This window comes from Pseudomonas kribbensis (assembly GCF_003352185.1).
Lineage (GTDB): Bacteria > Pseudomonadota > Gammaproteobacteria > Pseudomonadales > Pseudomonadaceae > Aquipseudomonas > Aquipseudomonas kribbensis.
Window position 1 is genome coordinate 1,173,632 of record NZ_CP029608.1, and the last position, 16,737, is coordinate 1,190,368.

Genomic DNA, 16,737 nt, shown 5'->3' on the forward strand with positions numbered 1-16,737 from the left:
AACCTCGCTCACCGCGCCTGACAACCCTCGGTTGTACGATCTTCAACGGATTGCACGCTTGCGTGAGTGTGCGCAGTGACAGGCGCCCTCAATCACAGGATAATGCCGCATCTTTTTTCGACGGCTCTGCCTTGCGGGCCTGTCGATACGTTTGCTTGTTTGGCCGCCTTAGCCTGACAACCCTGGAGTGTCTGGTTTGATCGTCTTCCGTTATCTGTCCCGCGAAGTCCTGTTGACCCTGAGTGCGGTAAGCGCCGTGCTGCTGGTCATCATCATGAGCGGTCGCTTCATCAAATACCTTGCCCAGGCCGCTGCGGGCCAGCTCGATCCGGGATCGCTGTTCCTGATCATGGGCTATCGTCTGCCGGGCTTCATGCAGTTGATCCTGCCGCTGGGCCTGTTCCTCGGGATCCTGCTGGCGTACGGCCGGTTGTATCTGGAAAGCGAAATGACCGTGCTGTCGGCCACTGGCATGAGCCAGCAGCGCCTGTTCCGCATGACCCTGTTCCCGGCCACCCTGGTGGCACTGGTGGTGGCTTGGCTCAGCCTGAGCCTGGCCCCGCAAGGCGCCAACCAGTTCCAGCTGCTGCTGAACAAGCAGGACGCCCTGACCGAGTTCGACACCCTCGAACCGGGCCGCTTCCAGGCGTTGCGCGACGGCACCCGGGTGACTTACACCGAAACCCTGAGCGACGACCGGGTCAATCTGGGCAGCGTGTTCATTTCGCAGAAAAACCTCGGCGCCAACCAGGCGGATCGCGGGATTTCCGTGCTGGTGGCTGAAAAAGGCCGGCAGGAAGTCCGTCCTGACGGCAACCGTTACCTGATCCTGCACAACGGCTATCGCTACGATGGTAGCCCGGGGCTGGCCAACTACCGTGCCATCCATTACGAAACCTATGGCGTGCTGCTGCCAAAGCCTGATGTCAGCGAGGAAGTCACCGATCGTGACGCCATGCCGACCTCGACCCTGATGGCCAGCGACGACATCCGTGCCAAGACCGAACTGCAATGGCGCCTGTCGCTGCCGCTGCTGGTATTTATCGTGACCCTGATGGCGGTGCCGCTGTCTCGCGTCAATCCGCGCCAGGGGCGCTTCCTCAAGTTGCTGCCGGCGATTCTTCTTTATATGGCTTACCTGACCATCCTGATTGCCGCCCGCGGCGCCCTCGAAAAAGGCAAGATCCCGGCGAGCCTGGGTCTGTGGTGGGTGCACGGGATCTTCCTGGCCATCGGTATCGGCCTGCTGTACTGGGAACCGCTGCGCCTGAAACTGGCCAGCCGTCGCAGCGCTGCGCTGGAGGTGGCCCGTGGTTAAACTCGACCGCTACATCGGCAGCAGCGTGTTCATCGCGATCATCGCGGTGCTGGCGATCATTCTTGGCCTGGCCACCCTGTTTGCCTTCATCGACGAAATGGGCGACGTCAGCGAAACCTACACGCTGGTCGATGTGCTGAGCTTTGTACTGCTGACCGCACCGCGCCGGCTCTACGACATGCTGCCGATGGCGGCGTTGATCGGCTGTCTGATCGGCCTCGGCAGTCTGGCAAGCAGCAGCGAACTGACCGTCATGCGCGCGGCTGGTGTGTCCATCGGACGCATCGTCTGGGCGGTGATGAAGCCGATGCTGGTGCTGATGCTGGCCGGCGTGCTGATCGGCGAATACGTTGCCCCGGCTACCGAGAGCATGGCTCAGGCCAATCGTTCGCTGGCTCAGGGCAGCGGTGACGCACAGAGCGCCAAGCACGGCATGTGGCACCGTCAGGGTGACGAGTTCATCCATATCAACGCCGTTCAACCCGATGGCCTGCTGTATGGCGTGACCCGCTATCACTTCGACAAAGAGCGTCACCTGCAGAGTTCGAGCTTCGCCAAGCGTGCCGAATTCGATGGCAAACGCTGGCAGCTCACCGATATCACCACCACGCTGTTCCACGAGCGCAGCACCGAAGTCGTCAACAAGCCGACTGAAGACTGGGATGTTTCCATCAGTCCGGAACTGTTGAATACCGTGGTCATGGCGCCGGAAGCGCTGTCGATCAGCGGCCTGTGGGGTTATATCCATTACCTGGCGGATCAGGGGCTGAGCAATGGCCGTTACTGGCTGGCGTTTTGGGTCAAGGTGTTGCAGCCGCTGGTGACCGCTGCGCTGGTGCTGATGGCGATCTCCTTCATTTTCGGCCCATTGCGTTCGGTGACCCTGGGGCAGCGAGTGTTCACCGGTGTGCTGGTGGGGTTCACCTTCCGGATCGTCCAGGATCTGCTGGGGCCATCCAGCCTGGTGTTCGGCTTCTCGCCGCTGTTCGCGGTGCTGGTTCCGGCCGGCGTCTGTGCGCTGGCGGGTGTCTGGTTACTGCGTCGAGCCGGTTGATGAACAAGGTTTCACCCTTGCTTCAACCTTGAAAAACGCCCCGGTCGCCAGACCGGGGCGTTTTTGCATGCAATCCGGGTGACAGGCGAACGTGACGCTTGCGCCGTGTATCAGGTACAATTCCCGGCTATTTTTCGGCGGGCCAAGCCTGCAGCCTTTTTGAGTGTTGATCCGTGAGTGATTTGAGTCATATCCGCAATTTCTCCATCATCGCCCACATTGACCATGGCAAGTCGACGCTGGCTGACCGATTCATCCAGATGTGCGGTGGCCTGGCCGAGCGTGAAATGGAAGCCCAGGTACTGGATTCCATGGAGCTGGAGCGCGAACGCGGGATCACCATCAAGGCCCACAGCGTTACCCTCTATTACAAAGCCAAAGACGGCGTCACCTACCAGCTGAACTTCATTGACACCCCGGGCCACGTCGACTTCACCTACGAAGTCAGCCGTTCCCTGGCCGCGTGTGAAGGTGCCTTGCTGGTGGTCGACGCGGGTCAGGGCGTAGAAGCCCAGTCCGTGGCCAACTGCTACACCGCCATCGAGCAGGGCCTCGAGGTCATGCCGGTACTGAACAAGATCGACCTGCCGCAGGCCGAGCCTGACCGCGTCAAGGACGAGATCGAGAAGATCATCGGCATCGACGCCACCGACGCCGTCACCTGCAGCGCCAAGACCGGCCTGGGTGTCGACGAAGTGCTCGAGCGTCTGGTCGCCACCATTCCTGCGCCGACCGGCAACATCGAAGATCCGCTGCAAGCGTTGATCATCGACTCCTGGTTCGACAACTACCTGGGCGTTGTTTCCCTGGTGCGCGTGCGTCATGGCCGCGTGAAGAAGGGCGACAAGATCCTGGTGAAGTCCACCGGCAAGGTGCACCTGGTCGACAGCGTCGGCGTGTTCAACCCGAAACACACCGCCACCGCTGACCTGAAGGCCGGCGAAGTAGGCTTCATCATCGCCAGCATCAAGGACATTCACGGTGCGCCAGTCGGTGACACCCTGACCCTCAGCTCCACCCCGGACGTTGAAGTGCTGCCAGGCTTCAAACGCATCCAGCCACAGGTTTACGCCGGTCTGTTCCCGGTCAGCTCCGACGACTTCGAGGATTTCCGCGAAGCGCTGCAGAAACTGACCCTGAACGACTCGTCGCTGCAATACACCCCGGAAAGCTCCGACGCCCTGGGCTTCGGCTTCCGTTGCGGCTTCCTCGGCATGCTGCACATGGAGATCATCCAGGAGCGCCTGGAGCGCGAATACGACCTGGACCTGATCACCACGGCGCCGACGGTAATCTTCGAACTGGTGCTGAAAACCGGTGAAACGATTTACGTCGACAACCCGTCGAAGCTGCCGGACGTGTCGTCCATCGAAGACATGCGCGAGCCGATCGTGCGGGCCAACATCCTGGTGCCGCAGGAACACCTGGGCAACGTCATCACCCTGTGCATCGAAAAACGCGGTGTCCAGGTAGACATGCTGTTCCTCGGCAATCAGGTCCAGGTGACCTACGACCTGCCGATGAACGAAGTGGTCCTCGACTTCTTCGACCGTCTGAAATCCACCAGCCGCGGCTATGCTTCGCTGGACTACCATTTCGATCGTTACCAATCGGCTAATCTGGTGAAACTGGACGTGCTGATCAACGGCGACAAGGTCGATGCCCTGGCGTTGATCGTGCACCGTGACAATTCGCACTTCAAAGGTCGCCAGCTGACCGAGAAGATGAAAGAACTGATTCCTCGTCAGATGTTCGACGTGGCCATCCAGGCCGCCATTGGCGGTCAGATCGTCGCCCGGACAACCGTCAAGGCGCTCAGAAAGAACGTATTGGCCAAATGCTACGGCGGTGACGTCAGTCGTAAGAAGAAACTGCTCGAGAAGCAAAAGGCCGGTAAGAAACGCATGAAGCAGGTCGGCAACGTGGAAATTCCACAAGAAGCCTTCCTTGCTGTGCTCAGGTTGGAATAGTCAGGTCCTATGTCACTAAATTTCCCGCTGTTGCTGGTTATCGCCGTGTTCGTCTGCGGCCTGTTGGCGTTGCTCGATCTGTTGATCCTGGCACCGCGTCGGCGCGCCGCCATCGCTTCCTATCAGGGCAGCGTCAGCCAGCCTGATGTGCTGGTGGTGGAGAAGCTGAACAAGGAGCCGCTGCTGGTCGAATACGGCAAGTCGTTCTTCCCGGTGCTGTTCATCGTGCTGGTGCTGCGTTCGTTCCTGGTGGAGCCGTTCCAGATTCCGTCCGGCTCGATGAAACCGACCCTGGACGTCGGCGACTTCATTCTGGTGAACAAGTTTTCTTACGGGATCCGACTGCCGGTGATCGACAAGAAAGTCATCGAAGTCGGTGATCCGCAACGCGGCGATGTGATGGTATTCCGCTACCCGAGCGACCCGAACGTCAACTACATCAAGCGTGTGGTTGGCCTGCCGGGCGACACGGTGCGTTACACCGCCGACAAGCGTCTGTTCGTCAATGGCGAGTCGATTGCCGAGCAACTGGTCGGCTCCGAGCCGGGCACCCTCGGCAGTGCGGAGCTCTACAAGGAAAAACTCGGCGCCGCCGAGCACCTGATCCGCAAGGAAATGAGCCGCTACCGCGCCACGCCGGACCATACCTGGACCGTGCCGGCCGGGCACTACTTCATGATGGGCGACAACCGCGACAACTCGAACGACAGTCGCTACTGGGATGACCCGAACATTCCCAAGGATCTGCTGGGCATGGTTCCCGACCAGAACATCGTCGGCAAGGCCTTTGCGGTCTGGATGAGCTGGCCGGAACCGAAACTCAGCCACCTGCCGAATTTCTCGCGGGTCGGCCTGATCAAGTAAACAATCACGGCGCTGTTGACCACAGCGCCGAATGCATTTCTGGCGTCGGCACAACCGGCTCCGGGGCATGAAGCCACGATATTCAGGACGTCATTTTTGAACACAGCGTTAATTGTCCCAGGCCTGCGCCGTATCCCGGCGATGGCGGTGGAATCCAGCCACGAACTCAGCGTGGTCAAACCGTGAGCGTTTCTCTAAGCCGTCTCGAGCGTCAGCTCGGTTACACCTTCAAGGACCAGGAACTGATGGTCCTGGCCCTCACGCACCGCAGCTTTGCCGGACGCAACAACGAGCGTCTGGAATTCCTCGGCGATGCGATCCTCAACTTCGTTGCCGGCGAAGCTCTGTTCGAGCGCTTCCCGCTGGCCCGCGAAGGCCAGTTGTCGCGTTTACGTGCACGTCTGGTGAAAGGCGAGACCCTGGCCGTTCTGGCCCGTGGTTTCGATCTGGGCGAATACCTGCGCCTGGGTTCCGGCGAGCTGAAAAGCGGTGGTTTCCGTCGTGAGTCGATTCTGGCCGATGCCCTGGAAGCGCTGATCGGCGCGATCTACCTCGATGCCGGCATGGAAGTCGCCCGCGAGCGCGTCCTGGCCTGGCTGGCCGGCGAGTTCGAAGGCTTGACGCTGGTCGACACCAACAAGGATCCGAAGACCCGCCTGCAGGAATTCCTGCAATCGCGCGGTTGCGAGCTGCCACGCTACGAAGTCGTGGATATCCAGGGCGAGCCGCACTGCCGTACCTTCTTCGTCGAGTGCGAAGTTGTCCTATTGAATGAAAAAAGCCGGGGTCAGGGTGTGAGCCGTCGTATTGCCGAACAGGTAGCGGCCGCCGCAGCACTGATTGCCCTGGGTGTGGAGAATGGCAATGACTGATACAAACGCAACTCGCTGTGGCTACGTTGCCATCGTCGGCCGTCCGAACGTGGGCAAGTCCACGCTGCTGAACCACATCCTCGGCCAGAAGCTCGCGATCACCTCGCGCAAGCCGCAGACCACTCGCCACAACATGCTCGGGATCAAGACCGAAGGCGACGTGCAGGCGATCTACGTCGACACTCCCGGCATGCACAAGGGCGGTGAAAAGGCCCTGAACCGCTACATGAACAAGACTGCTTCGGCAGCGTTGAAAGACGTCGACGTGGTGATCTTCGTGGTCGACCGCACCAAGTGGACCGAAGAAGACCAGATGGTCCTGGAGCGCGTGCAGTACGTGACCGGCCCGCTGATCGTCGCGCTGAACAAGACTGACCGCATCGAGGACAAGGCCGAGCTGATGCCGCACCTGTCCTGGTTGCAGGAACAGCTGCCGAACGCGCAGATCATTCCGATTTCGGCACAGCAGGGGCACAACCTCGACGCGCTGGAAAAGGTCATCGCCGATCACCTGCCGGAGAACGATCACTTCTTCCCGGAAGACCAGATCACCGACCGCAGCAGCCGCTTCCTCGCCGCCGAACTGGTTCGCGAGAAGATCATGCGCCAGCTCGGTGCCGAGCTGCCGTACCAGATCACCGTGGAAATCGAAGAGTTCAAGCAGCAGGGTGCAACACTGCACATCCATGCGTTGATTCTCGTCGAGCGTGACGGCCAGAAGAAAATCATCATTGGCGACAAGGGCGAGCGCATCAAGCGCATCGGCACCGAGGCGCGCAAGGACATGGAGCTGCTGTTCGACTCCAAGATCATGCTCAACCTGTGGGTCAAGGTGAAGGGCGGCTGGTCCGACGACGAGCGTGCGCTGCGTTCGCTGGGTTACGGCGACCTGTAAAGCAATACATCGATCCATTGTGGGAGCGAGCTTGCTCGCGAAGACGATGTAACATTCGGCATTGATGTTGACTGTTGCACCGCTTTCGCGAGCAAGCTCGCTCCCACATTGGTTTTGGGTGATGAGTAAACCGCGTTTCCCTCAACGAGAAGTCCATGTCTCAAACGCCTCCCGCCCAACCCGCCTACGTCCTTCACTCCCGTGCCTACCGCGAAACCAGCGCGCTGGTGGACTTCCTCACGCCGCAAGGTCGGCTGCGGGCGGTGTTGCGCAGCGCGCGGGGCAAGGCAGGAACACTGGCGCGACCATTCGTGCCGCTGGAGGTCGAGTTTCGCGGTAAGGGCGAGTTGAAGAACGTCGGGCGCATGGAGAGTGTTGGTAACGCGACATGGATGGTCGGCGAGGCACTGTTCAGCGGTCTCTATCTCAACGAGTTGCTGATCCGCCTGCTGCCGGCCGAAGATCCGCATCCGGCGGTGTTCGATCATTACGCCGCCACGCTGCTGGCCCTCGCCGAAGGCCGTCCACTGGAGCCTCTGCTGCGTTCTTTCGAATGGCGTCTGCTCGACGACCTCGGTTATGGCTTCTCCCTGAACACCGACATCAACGACGAGCCCATCGCTGCGGACGGCCTCTATCGCTTGCAGGTGGATGCCGGACTCGAGCGGGTCTATCTGCTGCAACCCGGCCTGTTCAACGGCACCGAACTGCTGGCCATGGCCGAAGCGGACTGGTCGGCCCCCGGCGCTCTGTCTGCCGCCAAGCGTTTGATGCGCCAGGCACTTGCTGTTCACCTGGGCGGTCGCCCCCTCGTCAGTCGCGAGCTGTTTCGCAAGCCGTAGCCCCGTGTATGCTGTGCGCCGAATCTTTCCCTTCAGGAGCGCATCCGTGACCACCAGCAATCGCATTCTTCTTGGCGTGAACATCGACCACGTCGCCACCCTGCGTCAGGCTCGGGGCACACGCTATCCGGATCCGGTCAAGGCTGCGCTGGACGCGGAAGAGGCGGGCGCCGACGGCATCACCGTGCACCTGCGCGAGGACCGTCGCCACATTCAGGAGCGCGACGTGCTGCTGCTCAAGGATGTGCTGCAAACCCGCATGAACTTCGAAATGGGCGTCACCGAAGAGATGATGGCGTTCGCCGAGCGCATCCGTCCGGCCCACATCTGCCTGGTACCGGAAACCCGTCAGGAGTTGACTACCGAGGGCGGTCTGGACGTGGCGGGTCAGGAAGAACGCATCAAGGCTGCGGTGGAGCGTCTGTCGAAGATCGGCAGCGAAGTGTCGCTGTTCATCGACGCTGACGAGCGGCAGATCGCTGCTTCGAAACGAGTCGGCGCACCGGCCATCGAATTGCATACCGGGCGTTATGCCGATGCTGAAACACCGACCGAAGTGGCCGAGGAGCTGAAGCGTGTGGCGGACGGCGTGGCATTCGGTCTGGCCCAGGGCCTGATCGTCAATGCCGGTCACGGTCTGCACTATCACAACGTTGAAGCTGTGGCCGCGATCAAGGGCATCAACGAACTGAACATCGGTCACGCGCTGGTGGCGCATGCCTTGTTTGTCGGCTTCAAGTCGGCGGTTTCGGAGATGAAGGCGTTGATTCTGGCGGCTGCGAAGGTTTAAGCGTCAGTGCAGATCCTGTGGGAGCTTGCTCCCACAGTGATTATCAGAGCGGCGGGTTTTCCTGCGCTGGTTTGGACTTGTCGATCCCCGGCACATGCAGATTGCCTTCAGCCACCTGATCGCCCTCAAGCTGCGGCTGGGTCACCCAGGTCAGGATGTCGTAGTAGCGACGGATGTTCGCCACGAAATGCACCGGTTCGCCGCCACGGGCGTAGCCATAGCGGGTCTTGCTGTACCACTGCTTCTGCGACAGGCGGGGCAGCATCTTCTTCACATCCAGCCACTTGTCCGGGTTCAGGCCTTCCCGGGACGCCAGTTTGCGCGCGTCATCCAGGTGACCGCTGCCAACGTTGTAGGCGGCGAGGGCGAACCACGTACGATCCGGCTCCTGGATCGAGTCATCCAGTTGATCCTTCATGTAGGCCAGGTACTTCGCGCCGCCCATGATGCTCTGCTTCGGATCGAGGCGGTTGGACACGCCCATGGCCTGCGCAGTGTTCTGGGTCAGCATCATCAGACCGCGTACGCCGGTCTTCGAAGTGACGGCCGGTTGCCACAGCGATTCCTGATAACCGATGGCCGCGAGCAGGCGCCAGTCGACTTTCTCTTTCTTGGCGTAGGTCTTGAAGTGCTGTTCGTACTTGGGCAGGCGTTGCTGCAAATGCTGGGCGAAGGTCGTGGCGCCCATGTAGCCGAGCACATCGACGTGGCCGTAGTAGCGGTCCTTCAGGCGTTGCAGGGTGCCGTTCTTCTGCACCTTGTCCAGATAGCTGTTGATCTCGTTGAGCAGGCTGTTGTCTTCGCCGGCGGCCACTGCCCAGCTCTGGCTGCGGGCATCGCCGAGGTCGAAGGCGACGCGGATGTTGGTGAAGTACACCTGGTTCATCGCCACTTCGTTGGAATCGACCAAGGTCAGGTCGATCTGGCCTTCATCGACCATGCGCAGCAGATCGACCACCTCGACGGCGTCGGATTCTTCGTATTCGATCCCGGGATATTTCTGTTTCAGCTCGGCGAGCTGGTCGGCGTGGGTGCTGCCCTTGAGCACCATGATCTTCTTGCCGACCAGTTCACTGGCATCGGTTGGCCGGGACTGGCCGTTGCGATAGATGATCTGCGGGGTGACTTCGAGGTAGGAATGGGAGAAGCGCACCTGCTTCTTGCGCTGTTCGCTGCTGACCAGACCCGCGGCAGCCAGTACCGGGCCGTTGGGCTTGCCGATCTGGTCGAACAGGTCGTCGAGGTTGTCGGCGGTCTCGATTTTCAGCTCCACCCCCAAATCGTCGGCGAAGCGCTTCACCAGCTCGTATTCGAAGCCGGTCTCGCCGCTGCGATCCTGAAAGTAGGTGGCGGGGCTGTTACGGGTGATCACCCGCAGCACACCATCCTCCTTTACGCGCTCGAGTGTGTTGGGTTTATCAACACAGCCACTGAGCATCAGGAAGAGTCCGGTAGCGATCAGCCATTTGGCGTACCGCGGACGCAAAGCCGTTGGGGAAAACATGTGCGCAGTATACGCAAAGCGCAACGGGCGCCATATCTCGACAGTGGAGGGGTAGTCTGCTAGCGATTGAAAAAGCGCCCGCAACCCCGCAGGAATGGGGCCGGACAGCATTTTGTGACAGAAAAAATAAGCTGTTGTCTTGCAGGCTCTAAATCTGACTTCAGAGGCAGAAACACAGATTGCGGTCCGAGTGCAACCGTGCGTAGCGTTTCGGGTGATGTTGAGGGCGGTTTAGGCTAGAATGCACGGCCTCAAAGCACACCCCTTCCCGAGGCTGTCCCGAAGATGTTGATCCTGCGCGGCGCTCCTGCCCTTTCTGCCTTTCGCCACAGCAAACTCCTTGAGCAACTGAGCCAGAAGGTTCCAGCTGTCAGTGGCCTGTATGCTGAATTCGCTCACTTCGCCGAAGTCACCGGCGTCCTGACCGGCGACGAACAGCAGGTGCTTGCGCGCCTTCTGAAGTACGGTCCAAGCGTTCCGGTACAAGAGCCGACCGGTCGTCTGTTCCTGGTGTTGCCGCGTTTCGGCACCATCTCGCCATGGTCGAGCAAGGCCAGCGACATCGCCCGCAACTGCGGCCTGAGCAAGATCCAGCGTCTGGAGCGCGGTATCGCGTTCTATGTGGCCGGTCAGTTCAGCGACGCCCAGGCGCAGCAGATCGCCGACGTACTGCATGACCGCATGACCCAGATCGTTCTGGGCAACCTCGAACAGGCTGCCGGTCTGTTCAGCCACGCCGAGCCGAAGCCGCTGACCGCCATCGACATCCTTGGTGGTGGCCGCGCCGCGCTGGAAAAAGCCAACGTCGAGCTGGGCCTGGCCCTGGCCGAAGACGAGATCGATTACCTGGTCAACGCCTTCAACGGTCTCAAGCGCAACCCGCACGACATCGAACTGATGATGTTTGCCCAGGCCAACTCCGAGCACTGCCGCCACAAGATCTTCAACGCCAGTTGGGATATTGACGGCGAGAGCCAGGAAAAAAGCCTGTTCGGCATGATCAAGAACACCTATCAGATGCACAGCGAAGGCGTGCTGTCCGCTTACAAGGACAACGCTTCGGTGATCGTCGGCAACGTTGCCGGCCGCTTCTTCCCGGATCCGGAAACCCGCCAGTACGGCGCGGTGCAGGAGCCGGTGCACATCCTGATGAAGGTCGAAACCCACAACCACCCGACCGCGATCGCTCCGTTCCCGGGCGCGTCCACCGGTTCCGGCGGCGAGATCCGCGACGAAGGTGCAACCGGCCGTGGCGCCAAGCCGAAGGCCGGCCTGACCGGTTTCACCGTGTCGAACCTGCAGATCCCGGGCTTCGAACAGCCGTGGGAAGTGCCGTACGGCAAGCCTGAGCGCATCGTCAACGCGCTGGACATCATGATCGAAGGCCCGCTGGGCGGCGCCGCGTTCAACAACGAATTCGGTCGTCCGGCCCTGACCGGCTACTTCCGTACCTTCGAACAATCGATCACCACCCCGCACGGTGACGAAGTTCGCGGTTACCACAAGCCGATCATGCTGGCTGGCGGCATGGGCAACATCCGTGAAGAGCACGTCAAGAAAGGCGAGATTCTGGTCGGCTCGAAGCTGATCGTCCTCGGCGGCCCGGCGATGCTGATCGGTCTGGGCGGCGGCGCTGCCTCCTCCATGGCCACCGGCACCAGCTCGGCGGATCTGGACTTCGCTTCGGTTCAGCGTGAAAACCCTGAAATGGAGCGTCGCTGCCAGGAAGTCATCGACCGTTGCTGGCAGTTGGGCGACAAGAACCCGATCAGCTTCATCCACGACGTGGGCGCGGGCGGTCTGTCCAACGCCTTCCCGGAACTGGTCAACGACGGCGACCGCGGTGGCCGTTTCGAACTGCGCAACATTCCAAACGACGAGCCGGGCATGGCCCCGCACGAAATCTGGTCCAACGAATCCCAGGAACGTTACGTTCTGGCAGTCGGCCCGGCCGACTTCGAGCGCTTCAAGGCGATCTGCGAACGCGAGCGTTGCCCGTTTGCCGTCGTCGGTGAAGCCACCGCCGAGCCGCAACTGACCGTGACCGACAGCCACTTCGGCAACAACCCGGTGGACATGCCACTGGAAGTGTTGCTGGGCAAGGCGCCGCGCATGCACCGTTCGGTGGTTCGCGAAGCCGAGCTGGGCGATGACTTCGATCCGTCGAACCTCGACATCGCCGATTCCATCGAGCGCGTCCTGCATCACCCGGCCGTGGCGAGCAAAAGCTTCCTGATCACCATCGGCGACCGCACCATCACCGGCCTCGTGGCCCGTGACCAGATGGTCGGCCCATGGCAGGTTCCGGTGGCCGACGTGGCCGTTACCGCCACCAGTTTCGACGTCTACACCGGTGAAGCGATGGCGATGGGCGAGCGCACTCCGCTGGCACTGCTGGACGCTCCGGCGTCGGGCCGCATGGCCATCGGCGAAACCCTGACCAACATTGCCGCCTCGCGCATCAACAAGCTCTCCGACATCAAACTGTCGGCGAACTGGATGTCCGCTGCCGGCCACCCGGGCGAAGATGCGCGTCTGTACGACACCGTGAAAGCGGTCGGCATGGAACTGTGCCCCGAGCTGGGCCTGACCATTCCGGTGGGCAAGGACTCCATGTCCATGGCCACTCGCTGGAACGACAACGGCGAAGACAAGACCGTCACCTCGCCGATGTCCCTGATCGTGACCGGTTTCGCGCCAGTGGCTGACATCCGTCAGACCCTGACTCCGGAACTGCGCATGGACAAGGGCACCACCGACCTGATCCTGATCGACCTCGGTCGCGGCCAGAACCGCATGGGCGCCTCGATCCTCGCTCAGGTTCACGGCAAGCTCGGCAAGCAGGCTCCGGACGTCGATGACGCCGAAGACCTGAAAGCGTTCTTCGCGGTGATCCAGGGCCTCAACGCCGACGGTCACCTGCTGGCGTACCACGACCGTTCCGACGGTGGTCTGCTGACCTCCGTGGTGGAAATGGCCTTCGCCGGCCACTGCGGTCTGAGCCTGAACCTCGACAGCGTTGCGGAAAACGCCGCTGAAATCGCCGCCATCCTGTTCAACGAAGAACTGGGTGCCGTGATCCAGGTTCGCCAGGACGCTACGCCGGACATCCTCGCGCAATTCAGCGCGGCCGGTCTGGGCGACTGCGTTTCCGTGATCGGTCAGCCGATCAACAACGGCCAGATCAACATCACCTTCAACGGTGACACTGTGTTCGAAGGCCAGCGTCGTCTGCTGCAGCGTCAGTGGGCCGAGACCAGCTACCAGATCCAGCGTCTGCGCGACAACGCCGACTGCGCCCAGCAGGAATTCGACGTCCTGCTGGAAGAAGACAACCCGGGCCTGAGCGTCAAGCTGAGCTACGACGTCAACCAGGACATCGCCGCGCCTTACATCAAGAAAGGCATTCGCCCACAGGTTGCCGTGCTGCGTGAGCAGGGCGTCAACGGTCAGGTGGAAATGGCGGCCGCGTTCGACCGCGCCGGTTTCAACGCGATCGACGTGCACATGAGCGACATTCTGGCCGGCCGTGTCGACCTGAACGAGTTCAAAGGTCTGGTGGCCTGCGGTGGTTTCTCCTACGGCGACGTACTCGGCGCCGGTGAAGGCTGGGCCAAGTCCGCACTGTTCAACAGCCGTGCCCGCGATGCGTTCCAGGGCTTCTTCGAGCGTAACGACAGCTTCACCCTCGGCGTGTGCAACGGTTGCCAGATGATGTCCAACCTGCACGAGCTGATCCCGGGCAGCGAGTTCTGGCCGCACTTCGTGCGCAACCGCTCCGAGCAGTTCGAAGCGCGCGTGGCGATGGTGCAGATCCAGGAATCGAACTCGATCTTCCTGCAGGGCATGGCCGGTTCGCGCATGCCGATCGCCATCGCTCACGGTGAAGGCCATGCCGAATTCGAAAGCGAAGAGGCACTGCTTGAAGCCGATCTGTCCGGTTGCGTGGCGATGCGTTTCGTCGACAACCACGGCAAGGTCACCGAAGCCTACCCGGCCAACCCGAACGGCTCGCCGCGCGGGATCACCGGCCTCACCAGCCGCGACGGTCGCGTAACGATCATGATGCCGCACCCGGAGCGTGTGTTCCGCGCCGTGCAGAACTCGTGGCGTTCGGAAGACTGGAACGAAGACGCTCCTTGGATGCGCATGTTCCGTAACGCTCGTGTGTGGGTGAACTAAGCGCTGTGTACAAGCTCGCTTTTTTTGTTCCCGACAGTCATGTCGAGGTGGTCAAGGACGCTGTATTCGCTGCCGGTGGTGGGCGAATTGGTGACTATGACCACTGTGCGTGGCAGGTGCTTGGTACGGGTCAGTTTCGGCCTCTGGACGGCAGTCAGCCGTTCATTGGCGAGGCGGGGCAGGTTGAGCGGGTCGAGGAGTGGAAGGTCGAGCTTGTCGTTGGCGATGAGTTGATTCGTGGGGTGGTGGGGGCTTTGAAGTCTAGCCATCCTTACGAGACGCCGGCTTATGAGGTTTGGCGGTTGGAGGAGTTTTGATCTTCCTTGGCTGCTGAAATGGAAAACCCGCTGAGAGTGATTTCAGCGGGTTTTTTGGTTTTTGGGGGTTGGGGGTTGAGTGAATATCCGTTTCTTCGGGTGTTGCGGCTGGCGGTTTCGCCCTTACGGCGAGTCCCTTTTGGCAAACGCCCCAAAAGGAACCAAAAGGTCTTGGCCCCTGCGTTCGGCACCTCGCTTTGGCTCGGTGTTCCTTCGTTCCGGGATTCATCCGGGGGCATCGCCTACGGTTTGCTTCGCTGCACCTCCTCTCGATGCATGCGGCTGCGCCGCACGGTCGCTGCGCTCCCACCCCCGGATAAATCCCTCCACTCAGCCTTCCGATGGGGCCAAAAGATCAAGAGCTTTACTTGAGCTAACGCTCATCGTGTTGAGTGGTGGACCTAAACCTTCGCACTCACCTCACTACGATTAACCAGCCCCTCCAACGCCGCACTCAAATTCTGCGCCCGCTCGCCCACCAGCAAGTGCCAAACGCCATCCTCCAGCGCGCTCACACCCAGACATCCAAGCTCTTTCAACCGGCTTTCCGACAGTGCCTTGCCATCGGCCAGTTGCAGGCGGATCCGGCTCATTGCGATGCAGTCCAGTTGCAGCACATTGTCGCTGCCGCCCACTGCAGTCAGCCATTGCTGTGCCAGCGGTGTGGCGACTGCGATGGGATCACTGGTTTCGACGACGGCGACAGGAGCAGCCACTACGGCTCGGCCCAATGCAGGCATCGCCAGTCGAATCTCATCGGCAATGCTGTCGGCCATCGGCCCCACAACAACCTGCAAACTCCCACCCTTGCCCGGACGCACAACGGCCATGGCACCCAGCGCTTTCAAGTCGGCATCAGAGGCTTTGTTGCGGTCGACCATTTCCAGTCGCAGACGTGTGGTGCACGCGCCGACGGTGACCAGATTCTCCGCACCACCGAGCGCCTTGATGTACGCGCTGGCGCGTTCGTTTTCAGTCAGGACTGCTTTGTCGGCGGTGGCGACGTCTTCACGCCCCGGCGTCTTCAGGTTGAAGCGGCGGATACAGAAATCGAACACCGCGTAATAGATGACCGCATAGGCCAGACCCACCGGGATCACCAGCCAGCCGTTGGTGGACTTGCCCCAGCCCAGCACCATGTCGATGAAACCGCCGGAGAAGGTGAAGCCCAGATGAATGTTCAGCGCGTTGGTGATCGCCATCGACAGGCCGGTCAGCAGCGCATGCACCAGATACAGCAGCGGTGCGAGGAACATGAAGGCGAATTCGATGGGTTCGGTGACGCCGGTCAGGAACGAGGTCAGGGCCATCGACAGGAAGATCCCGCCCATCACCTTGCGCCGTTCCGGCAGGGCATTGCGGTACATCGCCAGGCAGGCGGCGGGGAGGCCGAAGATCATCATCGGGAACATGCCGGTCATGAACTGGCCGCCCTTCGGATCACCTGCGAAGTAGCGTGAAAGGTCGCCGGTGACCAAGGCGCCGGTGGTCGGGTCGGTGAAGTTGCCGAACACGAACCACGCCATGTTGTTGAGGATGTGGTGCAGGCCGGTGACGATCAGCAGGCGGTTGAACACGCCGAAGACGAAGGCGCCGAAGCTGCCGCTTTCCATCATCAGGCTGCCGAAGCTGTTGATGCCGTGCTGGATCGGCGGCCAGATGTAGCCGAACAGCACGCCCAGACCGACCGCCGCAAAACCGGTGACGATCGGCACGAAACGCCGACCGCCGAAGAACGCCAGGTACTCCGGCAACTTGATGTCCTTGAAGCGGTTGTACAGCGCGCCGGCCATCAGACCGCTGACGATCCCGGCGAGCATGCCCATGTTGATGCTGGCGTCGAGCACCTTGAGCGTGGAGATCATCACCAGGTAACCGATCACTCCGGCGAGGCCGGCGGTGCCGTTGTTGTCCTTGGCGAAGCCCACCGCGATGCCGATGGCGAAGATCATCGCCAGGTTGGCGAAGATCACCTGACCGGCGTCGTGGATGATCGCGATGTTCAGAAGGTCGGTATCGCCCAGACGCAGCAGCAGGCCGGCAATCGGCAGGATCGCGATCGGCAGCATCAGCGCCCGGCCGAGCCGTTGCAGGCCTTCGATGAAGAGTTGGTACATGGCGTTTGTCCT

12 protein-coding genes are annotated in these 16,737 nt (G+C 61.2%); 10 read left to right on the plus strand and 2 right to left on the minus strand.

What is annotated here, in order from left to right; all coding sequences use genetic code 11:
- Positions 1-196: 196 nt before the first annotated feature.
- The 8 genes from lptF (at position 197) to pdxJ (ending at position 8,605) form a co-directional block, all read left to right on the plus strand.
- Positions 197-1,318, plus strand: coding sequence for an LPS export ABC transporter permease LptF (gene lptF, locus DLD99_RS05320; protein WP_085711668.1), 1,122 nt, complete (start codon positions 197-199; stop codon positions 1,316-1,318).
- Entirely contained in the window at positions 1,311-2,372 is a 1,062-nt protein-coding gene (gene lptG, locus DLD99_RS05325) for an LPS export ABC transporter permease LptG (protein ID WP_085711667.1), read from the plus strand. Before lptF ends, lptG begins: the two co-directional genes overlap by 8 nt.
- 173 nt (positions 2,373-2,545) lie before the next feature.
- Complete coding sequence (gene lepA, locus DLD99_RS05330; protein ID WP_085711666.1) at positions 2,546-4,342, plus strand: translation elongation factor 4; 1,797 nt, start codon at positions 2,546-2,548, stop codon at positions 4,340-4,342.
- Positions 4,343-4,351: 9 nt separating this feature from the next.
- Positions 4,352-5,206: a signal peptidase I gene (gene lepB / locus DLD99_RS05335; RefSeq protein WP_065261873.1), complete on the plus strand. Its 855-nt coding sequence runs from the start codon at positions 4,352-4,354 to the stop codon at positions 5,204-5,206.
- Between the two features lie 182 nt (positions 5,207-5,388).
- The gene (gene rnc / locus DLD99_RS05340; protein ID WP_085711665.1) at positions 5,389-6,078 is read left to right on the plus strand and encodes a ribonuclease III; all 690 of its coding nucleotides are present in this window, start codon (positions 5,389-5,391) and stop codon (positions 6,076-6,078) included.
- Positions 6,071-6,973 (plus strand): GTPase Era, encoded by a 903-nt coding sequence (era, locus tag DLD99_RS05345; RefSeq protein ID WP_011332590.1) that lies wholly within the window; start codon positions 6,071-6,073, stop codon positions 6,971-6,973. The genes rnc and era overlap by 8 nt, the downstream gene beginning before the upstream one ends.
- A 155-nt stretch (positions 6,974-7,128) precedes the next feature.
- Positions 7,129-7,815 (plus strand): DNA repair protein RecO, encoded by a 687-nt coding sequence (gene recO / locus DLD99_RS05350; RefSeq protein WP_114881503.1) that lies wholly within the window; start codon positions 7,129-7,131, stop codon positions 7,813-7,815.
- Between the two features lie 46 nt (positions 7,816-7,861).
- Positions 7,862-8,605: a pyridoxine 5'-phosphate synthase gene (gene pdxJ, locus DLD99_RS05355; RefSeq protein ID WP_114881504.1), complete on the plus strand. Its 744-nt coding sequence runs from the start codon at positions 7,862-7,864 to the stop codon at positions 8,603-8,605.
- Between the two features lie 43 nt (positions 8,606-8,648).
- Here pdxJ and mltF read toward each other — a convergent pair whose 3' ends face one another.
- Positions 8,649-10,109 (minus strand): membrane-bound lytic murein transglycosylase MltF, encoded by a 1,461-nt coding sequence (mltF, locus tag DLD99_RS05360; protein ID WP_085711664.1) that lies wholly within the window; start codon positions 10,107-10,109, stop codon positions 8,649-8,651.
- A 285-nt stretch (positions 10,110-10,394) separates the two neighbouring features.
- Between mltF and purL the strand changes: the two genes are divergently transcribed.
- Positions 10,395-14,291: a phosphoribosylformylglycinamidine synthase gene (gene purL / locus DLD99_RS05365; protein ID WP_114881505.1), complete on the plus strand. Its 3,897-nt coding sequence runs from the start codon at positions 10,395-10,397 to the stop codon at positions 14,289-14,291.
- A gap of 5 nt (positions 14,292-14,296) precedes the next feature.
- Positions 14,297-14,608, plus strand: a complete 312-nt coding sequence (locus tag DLD99_RS05370; RefSeq protein WP_114881506.1) for a YqfO family protein — start codon at positions 14,297-14,299, stop codon at positions 14,606-14,608.
- A gap of 401 nt (positions 14,609-15,009) precedes the next feature.
- Here DLD99_RS05370 and nagE read toward each other — a convergent pair whose 3' ends face one another.
- Positions 15,010-16,725, minus strand: coding sequence for an N-acetylglucosamine-specific PTS transporter subunit IIBC (gene nagE, locus DLD99_RS05375; RefSeq protein WP_114881507.1), 1,716 nt, complete (start codon positions 16,723-16,725; stop codon positions 15,010-15,012).
- Between the last annotated feature and the right edge of the window lie 12 nt (positions 16,726-16,737).